This is a genomic window from Fulvivirga kasyanovii (genome assembly GCF_009711405.1).
Lineage (GTDB): Bacteria > Bacteroidota > Bacteroidia > Cytophagales > Cyclobacteriaceae > Fulvivirga > Fulvivirga kasyanovii.
The window spans coordinates 6,765-22,889 of the sequence record NZ_SMLW01000580.1; the positions used below are offsets into that span (position 1 = coordinate 6,765).

The 16,125-nt window shown below is 43.2% G+C and carries 17 protein-coding genes; 7 read left to right on the forward strand and 10 right to left on the reverse strand.

Going from position 1 to position 16,125, the window contains the following annotated elements; translation table 11 throughout:
- The coding region (locus E1163_RS15860) for a hypothetical protein (protein ID WP_185156106.1) at nt 1-389 on the forward strand (389 nt) is incomplete at its 5' end.
- A gap of 186 nt (nt 390-575) precedes the next feature.
- Here the strand turns inward: E1163_RS15860 and E1163_RS15865 are convergent.
- Nucleotides 576-833 (reverse strand): pinensin family lanthipeptide, encoded by a 258-nt coding sequence (locus E1163_RS15865; RefSeq protein WP_155173436.1) that lies wholly within the window; start codon nt 831-833, stop codon nt 576-578.
- Nucleotides 834-1,002: 169 nt separating this feature from the next.
- Between E1163_RS15865 and E1163_RS15870 the strand changes: the two genes are divergently transcribed.
- Nucleotides 1,003-1,596 carry a YkgJ family cysteine cluster protein gene (locus tag E1163_RS15870; protein ID WP_155173437.1) on the forward strand — a complete coding sequence of 198 codons (594 nt, stop codon included), beginning with the start codon at nt 1,003-1,005 and terminating at the stop codon, nt 1,594-1,596.
- 3 nt (nt 1,597-1,599) lie between these two features.
- Here the strand turns inward: E1163_RS15870 and E1163_RS15875 are convergent, their stop codons facing one another.
- Nucleotides 1,600-1,788 (reverse strand): CPXCG motif-containing cysteine-rich protein, encoded by a 189-nt coding sequence (locus tag E1163_RS15875; protein WP_155173451.1) that lies wholly within the window; start codon nt 1,786-1,788, stop codon nt 1,600-1,602.
- Between the two features lie 155 nt (nt 1,789-1,943).
- Between E1163_RS15875 and E1163_RS15880 the strand changes: the two genes are divergently transcribed.
- Complete coding sequence (locus E1163_RS15880; protein WP_155173438.1) at nt 1,944-3,761, forward strand: M61 family metallopeptidase; 1,818 nt, start codon at nt 1,944-1,946, stop codon at nt 3,759-3,761.
- 387 nt (nt 3,762-4,148) lie between these two features.
- Here E1163_RS15880 and E1163_RS15885 read toward each other — a convergent pair whose 3' ends face one another.
- Genes E1163_RS15885 through E1163_RS15895 form a run of 3 tightly spaced genes read right to left on the reverse strand, consistent with a single transcriptional unit; the run spans nt 4,149 to nt 5,768 of the window.
- Nucleotides 4,149-4,895, reverse strand: coding sequence for a type III pantothenate kinase (locus E1163_RS15885; protein ID WP_155173439.1), 747 nt, complete (start codon nt 4,893-4,895; stop codon nt 4,149-4,151).
- Nucleotide 4,896: 1 nt separating this feature from the next.
- Nucleotides 4,897-5,496: a hypothetical protein gene (locus tag E1163_RS15890; protein ID WP_155173440.1), complete on the reverse strand. Its 600-nt coding sequence runs from the start codon at nt 5,494-5,496 to the stop codon at nt 4,897-4,899.
- A 50-nt stretch (nt 5,497-5,546) separates the two neighbouring features.
- Nucleotides 5,547-5,768: a hypothetical protein gene (locus E1163_RS15895; protein WP_155173441.1), complete on the reverse strand. Its 222-nt coding sequence runs from the start codon at nt 5,766-5,768 to the stop codon at nt 5,547-5,549.
- A gap of 45 nt (nt 5,769-5,813) precedes the next feature.
- On the opposite strand from E1163_RS15895, the gene E1163_RS15900 reads away from it, so the two are divergent.
- Nucleotides 5,814-7,283 carry a pyridoxal phosphate-dependent decarboxylase family protein gene (locus E1163_RS15900; RefSeq protein WP_155173442.1) on the forward strand — a complete coding sequence of 490 codons (1,470 nt, stop codon included), beginning with the start codon at nt 5,814-5,816 and terminating at the stop codon, nt 7,281-7,283.
- A gap of 176 nt (nt 7,284-7,459) precedes the next feature.
- Here the strand turns inward: E1163_RS15900 and E1163_RS15905 are convergent, their stop codons facing one another.
- The gene (locus E1163_RS15905) at nt 7,460-8,044 is read right to left on the reverse strand and encodes a hypothetical protein (protein ID WP_155173443.1); all 585 of its coding nucleotides are present in this window, start codon (nt 8,042-8,044) and stop codon (nt 7,460-7,462) included.
- A 182-nt stretch (nt 8,045-8,226) separates the two neighbouring features.
- On the opposite strand from E1163_RS15905, the gene E1163_RS15910 reads away from it, so the two are divergent.
- On the forward strand, nt 8,227-8,901 hold the full coding sequence (locus E1163_RS15910) for a uracil-DNA glycosylase family protein (RefSeq protein ID WP_155173444.1): 675 nt from the start codon (nt 8,227-8,229) through the stop codon (nt 8,899-8,901).
- A 4-nt stretch (nt 8,902-8,905) separates the two neighbouring features.
- On the opposite strand, the gene E1163_RS15915 is transcribed toward E1163_RS15910, so the two are convergent.
- Nucleotides 8,906-9,799 carry a DNA-3-methyladenine glycosylase family protein gene (locus tag E1163_RS15915; protein WP_155173445.1) on the reverse strand — a complete coding sequence of 298 codons (894 nt, stop codon included), beginning with the start codon at nt 9,797-9,799 and terminating at the stop codon, nt 8,906-8,908.
- Between the two features lie 26 nt (nt 9,800-9,825).
- Here E1163_RS15915 and E1163_RS15920 point away from each other — a divergent pair, with 26 nt between their 5' ends.
- Complete coding sequence (locus tag E1163_RS15920; protein ID WP_155173446.1) at nt 9,826-10,041, forward strand: KTSC domain-containing protein; 216 nt, start codon at nt 9,826-9,828, stop codon at nt 10,039-10,041.
- Nucleotides 10,042-10,043: 2 nt separating this feature from the next.
- Here E1163_RS15920 and E1163_RS15925 read toward each other — a convergent pair whose 3' ends face one another.
- A complete protein-coding gene (locus E1163_RS15925; protein ID WP_221418010.1) occupies nt 10,044-11,999 on the reverse strand; it encodes a TonB-dependent receptor plug domain-containing protein in 1,956 nt (651 codons plus the stop codon).
- A 208-nt stretch (nt 12,000-12,207) separates the two neighbouring features.
- A complete protein-coding gene (locus E1163_RS15930; RefSeq protein ID WP_155173448.1) occupies nt 12,208-14,859 on the reverse strand; it encodes a DUF5916 domain-containing protein in 2,652 nt (883 codons plus the stop codon).
- A 255-nt stretch (nt 14,860-15,114) separates the two neighbouring features.
- Here E1163_RS15930 and E1163_RS15935 point away from each other — a divergent pair, with 255 nt between their 5' ends.
- Nucleotides 15,115-15,477, forward strand: a complete 363-nt coding sequence (locus E1163_RS15935; RefSeq protein WP_155173449.1) for a cupin domain-containing protein — start codon at nt 15,115-15,117, stop codon at nt 15,475-15,477.
- Here the strand turns inward: E1163_RS15935 and E1163_RS15940 are convergent, their stop codons facing one another.
- A complete protein-coding gene (locus tag E1163_RS15940; protein WP_155173450.1) occupies nt 15,478-16,050 on the reverse strand; it encodes a DUF3592 domain-containing protein in 573 nt (190 codons plus the stop codon).
- Nucleotides 16,051-16,125: the final 75 nt, after the last annotated feature.

Below are 16,125 nucleotides of genomic sequence, written 5' to 3' on the forward strand. Positions count from 1 at the left end.
TAAAAATCGGCCCGGAAATCCTCTTCTCATTCAAAAATAATGGATCCGATGAGTTTATGGATTACGCCCTTAGTAGAAAGGAATACAGCATTCAGGCCAAATACGAGTTAAACACACTTGATCTGGCTAACCACACCACATTTTATCCCATTATTGGCCTAAGCCTGATCAACCTGAAATTTAGTGGAGAGTCAAATTTTTCTGACAATCCCCTTTTTGAAGTGGATGATGAACGCGACTTGTTTATAGGGGCTTATGGCGGATTAGGCGGTGTATATGAACTTTCAAAGACACTAATGCTTTTTGGGGAGATCCGCTATCATATCAGCAAAGAGCCGCAAACTCTTATTGCCGTGGGAATTATTTACCCGCTAAACCTCCCTTTCTAGGGAAAGGCTTCTGTTTCCCCAACTGCATAAAAATCAAGGCCGGGAATGCCTCCACTCCGACTGTTGGCATCTAATGGAAGAGTGAGCATTCCGGCGATGTATTCTTAAATATCTAATAGGATACTCAAGGTTTTGGCAATACACTCAAAAGACGGCCCTGACTTGTTTTTTAGTAATTATATGGTATCAGAAACCAGGATTGATGCTGCCACAGCCATCCCAATAGGGCATAGTATGCCAGCCCTTGCATATGGCCTCCACCTTAGTGTCAAGACAGCACGTTGTGTTATTAGTAAGTGGTGGTAAAGTACCTCCACAGGCAATCACTCCGGTACAACCTACTACCAGTGTGCCCCCACCTTTTACAGTATGCTCTTCGCCATTCTCCATCGAGGTAACGAAGCTTTTTACTTTCAGATCGTTTAGGTTAAACTTCTTTTTCATGGTTCATTTACTTAATTGATCCCTACTCTTATTAGCTTTTCAGGTTCCGCTTATGCGTTAGTGGATGCAAAATCAAAGAGGTTACTATCAGAGGTGAAATTTTTTTAATATTCGGCGAACTATTATTAGCTACGGGTGATTACATTTGCGTCGTTTTTTTAGGCAGTTAATGTCGATCTATCGTAAAGTTCAGGCTATCGAACGGGTGTTCGCGAGCCTGGAGAGGGAAGTGGCTACCTTTCAGGATGCCACAGGAATGAAATGTCTGAGTGGATGTGGTTTATGTTGTAAAAAACCTGATATAGCCGCAACTCCGCTAGAATTCCTTCCATTGGCCTACCAGTTGTACAAAGACGGTCAGGCTTATAAATGGTTTGAAGAGTTACGCTCTGAACCGGAAGTCTCTATTTGTAAAGCTTTCCGCCCGTTTGTGAGTGAAGGTGACAGGGGCTTTTGCGGGCAGTATAAAGACCGGGGACTCATCTGTAGGCTTTTTGGCTTTTCTGCCATGCTTGATAAACAGGGTATCCCTCAACTGGTTACCTGCAAAACCATTAAAACAGAACTTCCCGAAGCACATTCAGTAGCAGTGAAGCATATTGCCGAAAAGCAACCTGTACCTGTTATGCGCAACTTTTATTTTCAGCTTCGTGCAATTGATGCAGAACTGGGCCAGACCTTAATGCCTATCAATAAAGCTATAGAAGAAGCCATAAAAGCGATATTAAGCTATTATTCTTACAGACAACGCAGGGGAGCATAGCTATTATTGTTCAATAGATTCGGCTATAAAAGAAGTTAGATTTTCCCCTTCCGAATCGTACCTAATTCTTATAGGATTACAGCACACTTCACAATCTTCAATATAGTCCTGATGAGGAACAGAGATATCGAGTAGCATCGAAATCTGTTCCCCACAATAGGGACATGTAAAATAATACTCCAAAGTAAGCATCTTAAAAGGTAACAACTCCAATACCCATAAAGTTGTCGGCACCACTCCATATGAAGTAACATCACTGAGCGCCTCAGATGGGGTGGCAAAGTAGCTGTTGTAAATATAATTTTTTCATTAGCTTAGTTGCTTCAACTTTAAAACACCCTATAAAAATGCGAGCGCTATTCTTCCTGGTTTTCCTTGTAATTTCTGGTGGCTTCTCTTTCGCCCAGACCCACAACGTTTATGAGATCTCTTTTGATAATGCAGTTCATCATGAAGCTACCATAAAAGCCAGGTTTAGCGGATTGGAAAATAAAGTGCTTGAGCTGCGAATGAGTCGTACCTCTCCGGGAAGGTATGCTCTCCATGAGTTTGCCAAAAACGTGTATAACGTAAAAGCCACTGACAGCAAAGGAAAAACCCTGCTCGTAACCAGGCCAAATCCGTATCAATGGAATGTTTCCGGGCATGACGGCACTGTAGTAGTCACTTACACCCTTTACGGAAACAGGGGAGATGGTACTTATACACAAATAGATGAAACCCATGCCCACCTCAATATTCCGGCTACTTTTATGTATGCACCACGCCTGGCGTTAAGACCCATAAAAGTAACTTTCAACGTACGCGAAGACCTGAACTGGAAAGTGGCAACGCAACTTAAGCATCTTGAAAAAAATACTTACTATGCTCCTGATTTGCATTATTTCATGGATAGCCCAACAGAAATAAGCAATTACTCCCTACGCGAATTTACAGAAACATCAAACGGCAAAACGTATACCATTCGGTTTGTCTTACATCATAAAGGGAGTGATGCGGATCTTGATACTTATGTGGGCAAGGTAAAAAAGATCGTGGAGCAGGAAAAAGCTGTATTTGGAGAGCTTCCTGATTTTGATTTTGGCACCTATACTTTTCTGGCGTGCTATCTTGCCAATGTTTCCGGTGACGGCATGGAGCATAGAAACTCAACCATTTTAACTGATGTGGAAGGACTGGCAGAAGGAGGAATGGAAAACAACATCGGTACAGTATCGCATGAGTATTTCCATGCCTGGAATGTGGAGCGGATAAGGCCTCTGCCTCTTGAACCTTTCGATTATACAGCAGCCAATATGTCTGGCGAGCTTTGGTTTGCAGAAGGTTTTACCAGCTACTATACCAACCTGATCCTATGCAGGGCCGGCATCATTACTCCCGAGGCTTATGTGGAGGGCTTGTCCGGCACACTGAATTATGTCTGGAATTCTCCCGCTCTAAAATATTTTAATCCTATTGAAATGAGCTATCAGGCGCCGTTTGTAGATGCTGCCCGCTCAGTTGATCCTGTTAACTGGACAAACACCTTTGTTTCCTATTATTCGTATGGCAGTGTACTTGGCCTGGCACTCGATCTCTCTTTGAGAAACCATAAAAAGGATTTAACGCTCGATGGTTATATGCAATTGGTCTGGAAGAAGTATGGAAAGACCGAAATACCCTATACGGTAAAAGACCTTGAAAATACATTGGCCGAATATGCCGGAGAAGACTTTGCCACGAACTTTTTCACCAACTACATATATCAAAGCAATATGCCTGAATACCAGTCACTTTTGAGCACTGTAGGTGTGAACTTTGAAAAAGCCAAACCAGATACACCTTACCTTGGGGCATATGTAAGGTCGGCGGAAGGAAAAACCATGGTAGTAAGCAACCCACATCAGGGAAGTCCGCTATATAAAGCCGGTATTGAAAACGGTGACCAAATAGTATCGATTGGCGACTACATCATGTCGGATACTACTAATATTTCGGATGTACTCGGAGAACTTGAGGTAAATAACACTGTAACTGTAGTTTACGAAAGAAATGATGAGAAGAAGGAGACAATTATGGAACTGGAGAGCGACCCTGCTTATAAAACAACCCTTCTGGAGTTACAGGACAAGAAGCTTAGCAAAGCGCAGAAAGAAAGCCGAGAGCGCTGGCTTGGGAAAAAATAAGGGCCAAGCCAAATTTTTAGCTTTGCTGGTTTTATCGTTAAATACTGTTAATCAGTAATTTCAACAACTCATTTAAAACAATTAGAAATTACGCACGTTTTTATACCAACAATCACTACAATTGGATGATCAGGTATTCAGGGAACTGGATACCTGATTTTCATTTTAGGATCAAACTGAAAAACCTGTGGAACAATTTGGGGATCAAGTGTAAAACCTGTGGAATGAGTGAATCCGGAAAAGTAAGCCCATCAAGGTAAAGTTATCAAGTGAAACAAGATAAAACTGCGCCTACTGCTGTTTCATCCTATTTTGCCAACTGCTATTAACTGCCGATCAAACAAAGAGGTGAAAAGTTCATATCTCTACAGAAATTCTGTTTGAGCCCTATTTTACAGCCTCATAAATGAGTCTCATACCGTCCAGGGTAAGGTTAGGCTCCACGGCATCGAACTGATCGTGCAAAGGCTCCAGTACTTTTGATAAGCCCCCTGTAGCCACAACTTTTAACTCGGTGGATAACTCCTTCTCTATACGCTCAATCATTTTCTCAACCAAGCCTACATAGCCCCAAAGTATGCCGGACTGTATTGCTGTTGTAGTGTCTGTACCAATTACGGAATCCGGTAGTTTCAGCGGGATCTCCTGTAGTTTAACGGCATTACCGGCCAGGGCTTTCATGGCCGTTTTCAGGCCGGGAGCAATGTTAACTCCTTTTATTTTTTTATTAGCAATAATGATAAAGGTCAGGGCCGTGCCAAAATCCACTACCATGCAGTCACCATTGAACTTGTGGTAAGCCGCTGTAGCATCTGCAACCAGGTCAGTACCTATTTGTTCTGGCCGAAGGATCTCCAATGGCAGATGTGGATAACTTTGCGGGCCAATGATGTAAGGAGTGACACCAAACTTTTGCTGCAACTGCTTGGTAAGGATAGGGGTGAAGAACGGCACCACGCTGCTGATAACAATGTCCTTTATCTCGCCGGGTTCCTTTACGTGCTTGTTTAAGGAATGATAGAGTTTGCCCTGGGCCTCATCCTTAGTATCAATTCTCCATACTTCTTGCCATTGCCCTTCACTATAAAGGCCAAAAACAACATTTGTGTTTCCTATATCTGCTGCTAATAACATATCAACTATTAATATCGTGGATCAAACGGGCATATCCAAGAGAATTCTCTTCATCAAAGAATATTGGGCTGTTTTTACTTTCAAAAATTTTCCTTGTAGTCTTCTCAAGGTTCATTTCTGCAGACGGCCCGAATGCCTCAAAAGCCAGTGACCAGTAGGTTTTATCTATAATCTCTATTTTTGACAGTTCCACCTCACAGCCTTCCTCTGTTCGCTCGTCCATTTCGATACGATCAGGAAAGCCGCCACCCAGAGTGTACCTCAACATCAGCCTTTCCTTCTTAGCCGGGATCCAAACATCAGGCCTCGCCACCAAGGCGCTCCATTCTTCATTGCTCACTACCGGAAAACTCCATTTCTCATATTGGGACACCTTACCTACGGCATTGGCGTAATATTGAACGCCCATCTCAGCTACCAGGCATTTGATCTGGATTTGCCCTTCCCGGAGTTTGATCCCCATGCGCGCATTGTCGGTATTTTTTAAATAATAATCAGTTCTCGGAGGCTGCCTTAAAGGCTCAAAAAGGTTAAACCAATCAGACACTGCTTCGGGAAGGGATTCATTAAAAAACCAACGCACTTCTGTAGATGAAAACATGAAATATTAACAGTTAAATGTTATGTAGTTTAAGGAAATAAGGACTCTCGTTACGACTCAATGTCCTTTCTGTAAAGTTCCTCTATCTTTTTGAGGTCTTCGTCGGGAAGATCAGGATTTTGCAGCAGGCGAAAAGCATCTGCAGGGGTTCTGATGTTATACTTTTCGATTACACTCTCCCGCTTATCCTTTTTTCGCTTCGCCCTGATCATAAAAAACATCACTACCTGAAAGATCAGGACCAATAATACAAACAGCAGCAACCAGTTCACATCAAAGTTTTTTAAAAGTTTAAAATTATATGACAATTTTGACTTATGCGAGATAAGATCAAAGCTTACGAAGAGCAGGCCAAAGCCATAGAGCCTGATGCCCGTCAACGCCGTACGCTGCGTGATGCCATAGTCAATTATACAGAGCAATTTCTGGAAAATATTCATGATCTGGAAAAAATTCCTGCTTTTCGGGTAAATGATACAGGAATAGACCTGACGAAACAACCTATAGCAGATGAACCCATCGATCTGGAAAAAGCCATAGGCCTTGTAGCCAAAAATGTAGATAACGAAGGTTTAAATCCTGCATCAGGCGGACACTTTGGGTATATCCCCGGTGGTGGAATCTACAGCTCCTCTTTAGGGGACTATTGGGCAGATATTACGAACCGATATGCAGGGGTATTCTTTGCCAACTCTGGCGCAGTACGGATGGAAAACCACCTGATCAACTGGATGAAGGAGTTTATAGGTTATCCACAATCTGCATTGGGTAACTTAGCCTCCGGAGGCAGCATTGCTAACTTAACGGCTATAGTGGCAGCCAGGGATGCAGCCGGTATCCGTGCAGAGAATATCTCCAAACAAGTTATTTATTTATCAAAACAGGCTCACCATTGCATCAATAAGGCAATAAACATAGCCGGACTAAGGGAGTGCCAGGTACGGCATATTTCCCTTGATGACAGGTTCCGTATGGACATGGAGGCCCTGAAAATAGCCATAGAAGCAGACCTTGCGGCAGGCTTAAACCCCTGGCTGCTGGTTGGCTCAGCAGGAACAACCGATACCGGCGCAGTCGACCCGCTCGATATCATGGCAGACATAGCTCGGCAGCACGGCCTCTGGTTACATGTGGATGCAGCTTATGGCGGATTCTTCATGCTGACTGAGTATGGTAAAAAGCAATTTCGCGGAATAGAAAAGTCAGATTCAGTGGTAATGGATCCTCACAAAGGCCTTTTTCTTCCCTATGGCATAGGTGTAGTGATCGTGAGGGATGGCAGTGCGCTTAGAAACAGCTTTGCCTATGAAGCCAGCTATATGCAGGATACCGTCAATTTAGCCGATGAAGTGTCTCCGGCAGATGTATCACCTGAGCTTACGAAGCCCTTCCGGGGACTACGCATGTGGCTGCCACTGATGATCCATGGGCTGAAGCCTTTCCGTGCAGCGCTTGATGAGAAGCTACTGCTAACGCGATACCTCTATCAGCAGCTACGACAAATACCCCGGATAGTCTTGGGACCGGAACCTGAGCTAACAGTGATCACTTTCCGTTTTGTACCGGATGATGGAGATGCCTGTCAATTTAATCGGGAAGTAGCAGGAAAAATTCATGAAGATGGCCGTGTTTTTCTATCAACAACTACCATTGATGGTATCTATACGCTAAGATTTGCCATTCTGGCTTTCAGGGCCCACCTTGAAAGCATTGATCTGGCTTTATCTATTTTAAAAGAAAAGTATGAGGAAGTTGCTGGTCAAGCCGAATTTCAGGGGAGACATTAACTTTTCTCAGAGTCTGACGGACAGCTGTTAGCAGCAGTTGGCAAACCAGTAAAAAGCAATAATGGGCGCATTTACTGATTTTCATTGGTAAATTTCACATTGTCCGGCCGGGGTGAAAAAAATATGAGGCTGACCGGTATTGCACGGTACAGCCCCATTACCTAAACAAAACAAACTTATTGAGTAACCAGTGTTACAGTGGTATTGTTATCTGTGATTTCAAATTTGTACGAAGAACCTTTAAGATCTTTCATGTCGTAGATTCTCCTAAAACCCTGAGGGTGACGTACTGTAGACTCGTGAACGAGCCTGCCATTGTTGTCAAAAATTTTTACATCCACGGGCCCTGCATTGTTTAGCACAGCCAGCCTGTACTTCCTGTCACTATCCACACTTAGCACATTGGCTTTTAAAGCTACTGCCGGAGTTTTTGTGTAGCTAATGGTTTCTGCTTCTACAGAACCATCAGGATGTACTACTTCAAAAGTATACGAACCCTCCGGTAACGAAGTAAAGTCGAACTGCTGGGCAAAGCCTTCTTTGTTCAATACTGTCTGGCTATGAACTTTCGAACCTTTGTCGTTAAAGATATTGATTAAAACTGCGCCTTGATTCTCGTTAATGTAGACCAGCTTGTACTTAGCTTCTACGTTGTTAACGATGGCGACTTTCTTTTTTGGAGCTAAATTTTCGTCACCGTTTACATTAGCGTATACGGTGCCAGCCAATAGCAGGGCTACCAGTGTTGTTAAAATTTTCATACTTATTTGTTGTTTTTGACCTACACATAAGACGCACTTTACAGGGGTAAAGGTTGCAAAGACTTTAAAATATTTTGATAAACGGATGAATAATACCGCCGGACGGGTGCTATTAAAAACTGAAATAAACTTCATTTACAGGATTACCGCCCTGGTTTGATGGTTTTGGATAACTTTACGAAATGACTTACGCAGAAAATATACTTAAGTACTACAGCAATATTTCCATACCTCAGCAACTGCCGGAAGGTGTAGAGGTACTTTACCCGTTTGATGACAGCGAAGTCAGCGCTATCCTCAATACTTTTTATAACAAGTATTTTAACGATAGCCAAAAGCGTACTTTCCTGATCGGCATTAACCCCGGGCGCTTTGGCGGAGGCTCGACCGGAATACCATTTACTGACCCGATAAGGTTAAAAGAGGAACTGGACATTGAAAATAGTTTTGACCCGAAGCCGGAATTATCCTCCAGGTTCATCTATCAAATGATCAATGCTATCGGCGGACCGGAGGTGTTTTACAAAAACTTCTATTTTACGTCTGTTTCGCCACTTGGCTTTGTAAAGGATGGCAAGAACCTCAATTACTACGATATTCCCGCGCTACAGGAGGCGCTTGAAGAGTATATAGTTGAAGAAATGAAAAAGCAGTTGGAATTTGGAGCAAAGGACATTGCGTTTAGCCTGGGTATGGGCAAAAACATTGCATATCTTAAAAAGCTAAATGCCCGGCACAAACTATTTAAGGAGATAGTTCCTCTGCCTCACCCTCGATGGATCATGCAATACCGTCTGAAAAGACTGGATGAGTTTGTACAGGAGTACAGCACAAAACTTACCCGAACAATTGATTAGAAAATCAAATTGCATCTGTTCTTTCGCTTAACGATCTCCACAAAAACAGCGTGGCATACGCCTGCCAGCCCGACCATTGCTTAGAAAGCTGTTGAAGCTGTACCATTGTAGGTTTTTCCTTCTGACCCCACAGGCTGCGGATTGCATTTTGTAATCCGGCATCTCCCATAGGAAAAGCATCCATAAATCTGAGGCATCGCATAGCCACGTAGTTGGCAGTCCATGTCCCTATGCCGTGCAGCGTGGATAACTGCACTACAGCCTCACTAAGGCTAAGCTGTTGAAGTTCGCTTTTGCAAATTTTGCTTTCCGCAAAAACCTCTGCCAGCTTTAATATATAATCTGCCTTTTGCCTCGAAAACTGTATACTCAGAAGATCTTCTTTGGTGGCTGCGGATAACTCTTCCGGTGAGGGGAAATAAAAATACCGGTGCCCTTCAAAATCCTCGTAGCTGCCAAATCGCTCTACCAACGCCCGTTTAAGCTTGTAGGCAAACTTAAGATTGATCTGCTGACCAATCACCGACCAGCAAAGTGCCTCAAAAAGGTCATTGATCCCTATCAGCCTGAGGCCGGTATATTTTGGCATTAGCTGGTTAAGCAACGGATCATTAGCAGCCAGGGCATAAAATCCGCTCAGGTTTCTTTCCAGATCAAACCAGGAGTTTACATAATCGACAACGGCAAGTTCTGGCATAGCGCCTGCGGTCAATTTGCTGATTTGCAGAGCATTTGCAGTAGCTGAGATTTCGAGTAAAGCCTTTTGACCATTAATGGAAACAGCTTTATATATCCTTTCGTTTTTAATGGTGTAAAGGCACTCATCAAAGCCCCTGTCCAGGTACCAGAGGCACTCCTTGTAGCTAAAATGTTCGGGAATGGGGATTTGTATGTGCATTGATTATTTTCTTTACGAACAAAACTATGAAAAGGATACCGGTTAATTCCAGTGCTATTGTCTCTATTGGTTACGATGCAGCAAAAGAACTGCTTGAAGTAGAATTTGTAGATCATGGTGGCATTTACCAATATTATGATGTAGTCAAAGCTGAGTATGAAGAACTGATGCGGGCCGGCTCCATCGGAGCGTACTTTAATCAATACATTAAATTTCAGCACGAGGAATATAAGGTGGACTGAAGTTATAAATTAACCTTCAGGCCAAAGGACAATAAACGGCCACGATTTACCACACCGACATCAGAAAGGGTGGTTGGCGTTCTGTAAAGCTCATCCGTCAGGTTATTCACGCTTCCGAAAAAAGTGATGTCATCAAACTTAATGTGCAGTCTGGTATTGAGCACCACATACCCTGACTGGTCAGACACCTGCCTGATTTCCCCATGATATATTCCATTGATGTTTAGGTTTAACTTCCAGAATTTAAAATTAGTCCTGGCAGAAATCATCCTCTTGGGTATGTATGTAAAATCATCCATAAGCTCGCTAAAGGTGCCTGTAAAAGTAAATTTTCCAGAAGGCCGGTAAGTAACGCCTACCTCCACGCCGGAGGTATTGATGTTTCCCGGCAAATTATAGAAAGTGGGTGCAAGCAGCGGGTTGTTTTCCGCTCGTACAGGGGGAGCATCGGGGTCAAGAAAGATGAGGTTCTCGATAGTATTGTGGAAGTAGGTGGCCGTAACAGAAAATATGGTAAAGTTCTGCGTGTAGGCCACTTCCATGGTCTTTATCTCTTCTGCATCCAGCGCTGTATTGCCATAGTCGACCGGATTGTTCTGATCATAAAGCTCAAGATAGTTTGGGGCTCTGAAAGCCTGGCCGTACATCAGTTTCAATATTCCCTTCCAGGGTGTATTGTAAATGATTGCTCCCCGAGGATTAAGGCTTGTACCAAAGTCGCTGTAGCTATCGAGGCGAGCACCAAAAGTCAATTTTAAATGGTCATTGAAGGAATGTTTATCCTGAATAAAAAAGCCCCAGACATGCCGCCGGTCATCTGTATTGTTAAAAGGCAGTTCATACTCCCTGATGCCTCCAAAGTAATTAAATTCCACATAATCATGAGTGGTAAGTGATACGGCCTTGGAAATTCCACCCTGCTCGTAAGACAGGCCGGTAAGCAATTCGTTTTTGTCTGCCAATAGATATGCCGCATCCACATTTAGGCTATTGGCCGAACTCTTCATAAAAGGCCCGGCAAAAAAGTCTTCAGTCCAGCCGTCGTATCCGGCCGGAAATATAACAGCCTTGGTCTTCCAAGTCTCGACTCTGCGGCCAACTTTGAAGTTGAGCTTTAGTTTTTCGGTTACAGCCAGCCTGTAAGAAAAGTTGAGCATGGTTTGAAATGACTCTTCGGAATTATTAAAGTCTGCAACACCACCCAGGCCATAAAAACCTCTGAACTCTCTCTCATGGTGCCGCATCTCTACCTTCAAGCCCTTATAATCGACCCCGAGCATGGCATCAAAGCCTCGTTCCTGATCGGTCATGTCTGAGGTCCTGCCTACGAGATCAGTAAATTCATCAAACTCATAGCCGTCGTTTGAAAAGCCTTTTACAAACGCATTTATATCTACGTTTTCATAAGATTTGGAAAAATTGCCGGCTACGGAAACACTGTGAAAGTTGCCATAGGAAAGTTGAATGTCATTAACATTTTCCTTGGTGACAATATTTACTACTCCCAAAAAGGCATTGGAACCGTACAGTGAAGATCCCGGCCCACGGATAACTTCTATTTGTTTAATGTTTTCAACAGGGATCAGTCTGTTGATAATGGAAACTCCTCCGGTATAAAGATCGTTGAGACGGTTTCCATTGACCAGAAATAAAACAGACTCTGATAATGCCGTGCTTCTGCCCCGTGCACCTATACGGTAGGCTTTGCCTTGTTCAATATCCAAACCGGTAAAATAACCGGGAACATAATTAAGCAATTCTTCCACCGACCGTACACCCATGCGCTCTATTTCTGTAGCAGTAAACACATAAACCGAGGAGGGTGAATTGATGTAGGCTTCAGCAGTTTTGGAGGCAACGGAAATCTCAAGGTTTATCAGCTCGTCCAGTGACATTTCAAAATACTGATCCAAATCCTCTTCCTGAGCCTGAGATACAGTACCTAAGGACAAAAACATCAATGAACTTAAAAAATAAGCATAACGTCTGATTCGCATACAGCCAACTTGAAAAATAACCAAAATGCCTATATAAGATAAATAGTATTCAGTTTAAAAGCATGTCTTTCGGGATTTTTGTTGACCCTTTTGCCGCTATCAGGCAGGAATGGCTTCATGCAAAGAATAACCCACAGGCAGAAATAACTCCTTAGTATCTTATTCACCCTTACAAGATAAACCTGTAAGTATACTTTAATAGGAAAATGTTATGCGGTTTTTTATCAAATAAGCCACCATATAGGTGTGCAAAAGTATGGCTGCGGTTGTCAGGGGATTCGGAGCGGTTTTGTGTCCAGACCAGAAATAATGTTGACCCCGGAATGTATTCCCACCTGAGCACCATATTAGAGCGAAACTGGGCAAAATTAAAGTCGGGATTCTCTATGGCATAGTCTGTTTCACCATTGAGGTTTTCATCGATCAGGTATTCATCATTTTCCGAATCGTAAGTACTTTTGGCCACTACAAATCTGTTGGAATATTTTTCTGCATCCGGCTCTGTCACCTTCTTAAACTCGGAGTAGCTGCCCGAAGCCGCGAAGGGCTGTCCCCAATATTGGATCGACATATTGGGTGTGATCATATACGTCATCCTAAAGGACATATTATAAGTCGTCTGATCAATTTGAGCAATGATGTACCTATCCTCACCCCGGTTATCCACAGTAGTTACGTATTGCATTTTATCCACATTATTGCTTACACTTGGATTGAGCGAAATATTCCAGGCATTGCTGGGACGGTATATGAAGTTGACCCATAAGCCTCTGTTATTTTGGTTATCCTCAAAGCCGAAGCCCCACCACGGGTTTACCTCTACGCTAAATTTTTTCCTTGTATCCGAGCCTAACCATGCCCAGTATTCAAAGCGGCCGGGATAGGTAAGGGCGGGACCTCCACGTAAATCGGCATTGGAAATGGCATAACTGCGCACATAAAAACCAGCTCCTCCATACCAGAAATTTTTAAATTCAAAGTTGGTTTCCATATTCATATCTTTCTCCGTATTTACACCTCCAAAATCCCATGATGAGGACTGATTGAGATTAACACGTAATGACCTGAATGCACCAAATGGCTTGAGCTTTCTATACTGCACCCATAGCCATTGGGTCATCATATCGGTTTGGCCGAGAAATCCAATATCGTTTAACTCGAGTTCGGGAGACAACCAGTTAAAGCCTACATCATAAATAACTTTTCCACTTCTTTTACCAAAAACAAGGGTGCCTCCTGTACCCGTCAGTTCATTTCTGGTAGTATCGAGCTTGGTGTGGTGATTATCTGAGCGCTGAAAAAACCTTTCCGGGGATTTCTGTGTAGAAGTCACTGCCTCCTCACTTCCTTCTACCTTGCTTACTATCATTTTAGAAGTGATGAAATAAGTGCGTTGGAGCCAGTATTGGGTAAAATCGAGACCAGCCGTATAAGCGGACTTGTGAAGCCAGTTTAGTTTCGGGTCCTCTATCTTCCGGTTTGTTGCTGTTATCATTCCACCCACAAGCGTGTTTCCTTTATTGATATCCTGCTGTGCCCGAGCCACGAAATAGTTGGTCAGAGGTTCAATAGTTTCTTCCCGGGTATAGCCCAGGCTATCTATTTCAGCAGTCTCCACGGCCGTTACAGACTCCAGGATTCCCCATGAAAAACCATTCTTATTTTTACCCGTTATTTTGGCCGCTCCCAATATTCGCGAATTGGTAGATGATTTAACAAATTCATCCACATCGTCATCGTCTGCTTCTCCGTCGCCATCCAGATCGTCATCGTCAGTATCAATAGACTGCTGAGGGTTCCGGCCTATTCGCCTGGAATAAAACAGGTTGTTGTTTCCCGAGTTGGAAACTGGAAAGGTGAGGATATTACTGCCTTCAATAAAAAAGGGGCGCTGTTCGGGAAAGAAAAGCCTGAATGCAGATAAATTTACCTGCGAGGGATCGGCTTCAACCTGTCCAAAATCCGGATTTACTGTAAGATCCAGGGTGATGTCGCTGGTAATGCCAATTTTTGCGTCAAGACCAAAGTCAATGTCTGAGGATGAACCCGTGGCATAAGGATTACCCTCTTCTTTTTCAAACCGCTCTGTTTTCGCGAGTACGTAAGGTTGTATTTCCAATTGCTTTTGGGGCCTTATACCTGTCAACCCCCGCAACTCGCCGAACAAATGCACCCAGCCTGCTGCATCCTGAGGTATATACTGCCAGTTGGAGCGTTCATTATTTCTGAAAAACCTGCGGGTAACCTGCAAACCCCAAACGTGTTCGGGCTTATCGGCAAAGCGAAGCTGGCTAAGGGGAATCCTCATCTCGGCGATCCAGCCTTCATCATTAATGCTCGTTTTAAGGTACCAGATAGGGTCCCAGTTGCTATCCCAGTTATTTCCGTTGTTAGATACGTACTCATCCCCCTTCACACCGGAAACGGATGCTGTAAATGAAAATGCCGTCCTTTTATCATAGTAACTATCAATATTTATCTCTACAAAATCGCCTTCGAAGCCATCCCTCCTCGACATGCGACTAACTATTTTGGCGGGGTCAGGGTCAAGGTTCTTAAAGAGCACATAGAGGTTTTTAGCATCGTAGAGAATTTTGAACTGTGTCTGAACGGTAGGGGCAGCACCATCATCTGGCGTACGCTGTGTGAAATCACCACCTCCCCAGGAAACCTGGTCCCAGGCATTATCATCGGCTTTGCCATCTATTTTAGGAGGCTCACCCTCTATACGTTGGGTAGTATAAGATTTAACGGCAGCTTCTTGTGCGTAGCCACTGAAAACAATTGATATATAAATAAAAAAAAGAAGCAGAAACTTCATTGTTAGAGCTTTGGACCTTATAAGTTATTACTGCTATTATCCGCAATAGTTACAGGCTAACGAAGCTCTTATGCCGAATAGATCATTATTTGTGACAAACACCATATTTCTTTATACAGACGGAGAGCAAGCAGGTGATCTTGAGGTGCAATAACATGATGAAATCAGAATTTAACATCATGAATAGCAGCAGATAATGAAAATTGAGATAAAATCACGTACCTTAAACAAACTATAACTACTAATTTGAAGACTATGAAACCCAAGGTAAACCTCAAAGAAAAGTTCTCCCGTTTTTCCGCATACTGGACACCGAAGATTGTGGGGGAGCTGAACGGCCAATATGTAAAGCTCGCCAAGCTAAAGGGAGAGATGGTTTGGCATAGCCATGCCAACGAAGATGAAATGTTTTTAATTGTAAAGGGTAGTATGACGCTGCATTTCAGAGACGGCAAAGTCGATTTGAATGAAGGAGAAATGTTCGTAGTGCCAAAAGGAGTGGAGCACCTGCCTGTAGCGGAAGAAGAGTGCCATGTTATGCTATTTGAACCCAAATCAACGGCGCATACAGGCGAGGTTGAGTCCGAGCTAACGGTGAAGGAGTTGGAATGGATATAATTAACGGGCTCGTGCTGCAAAAAACACCAGCATACTAACGCCTAGAAAGATCACTCCCATGCCACCAAGCAGCGAAATAAGAAACCAGCGATCCATGAAGGTATTGATAAGCACATCGTTCGGGTTACTGGGATTAACATAAATCGGGACCTCTTCACCCATAGAGTAACTAGGGGGATCGGATTCTACGTTGGAATAATAAGTGTATGTCTGGCCGTTAATTTCATATTCAAATACCGGCTGGGAAGGGTTGCTTACCACAATAGCGACTGTCTGCTCAGCTTCCCTGACAAAACTGCGATTGGAAGTGTACAAATGGATCGCCACCCCAAGCATAATAACACCAACCAAACCAAAGACAATAGTCAGGATGGCAACTCCACCTCCACTAAATGGTCCCGGCCTTTTGATATACTCATCATCAGCGATATCTTCATCGATCAACTCAGCAAGCCGTTTGGCATCTCTTAAGGTTAAGTCAAAATTGGTCCGGAGGTATTTAATAGCCTCTATTTTACGACCTTTAATCAGTAATTCCCGAATATATTGCTTTTGAACTTCTGCAACTTCCATATATCAATTTAATGATATTTTTGAACTTATACCAGTCCTTTTAATAGCAATGAGCAGGATCAAGCCGAATTTCTG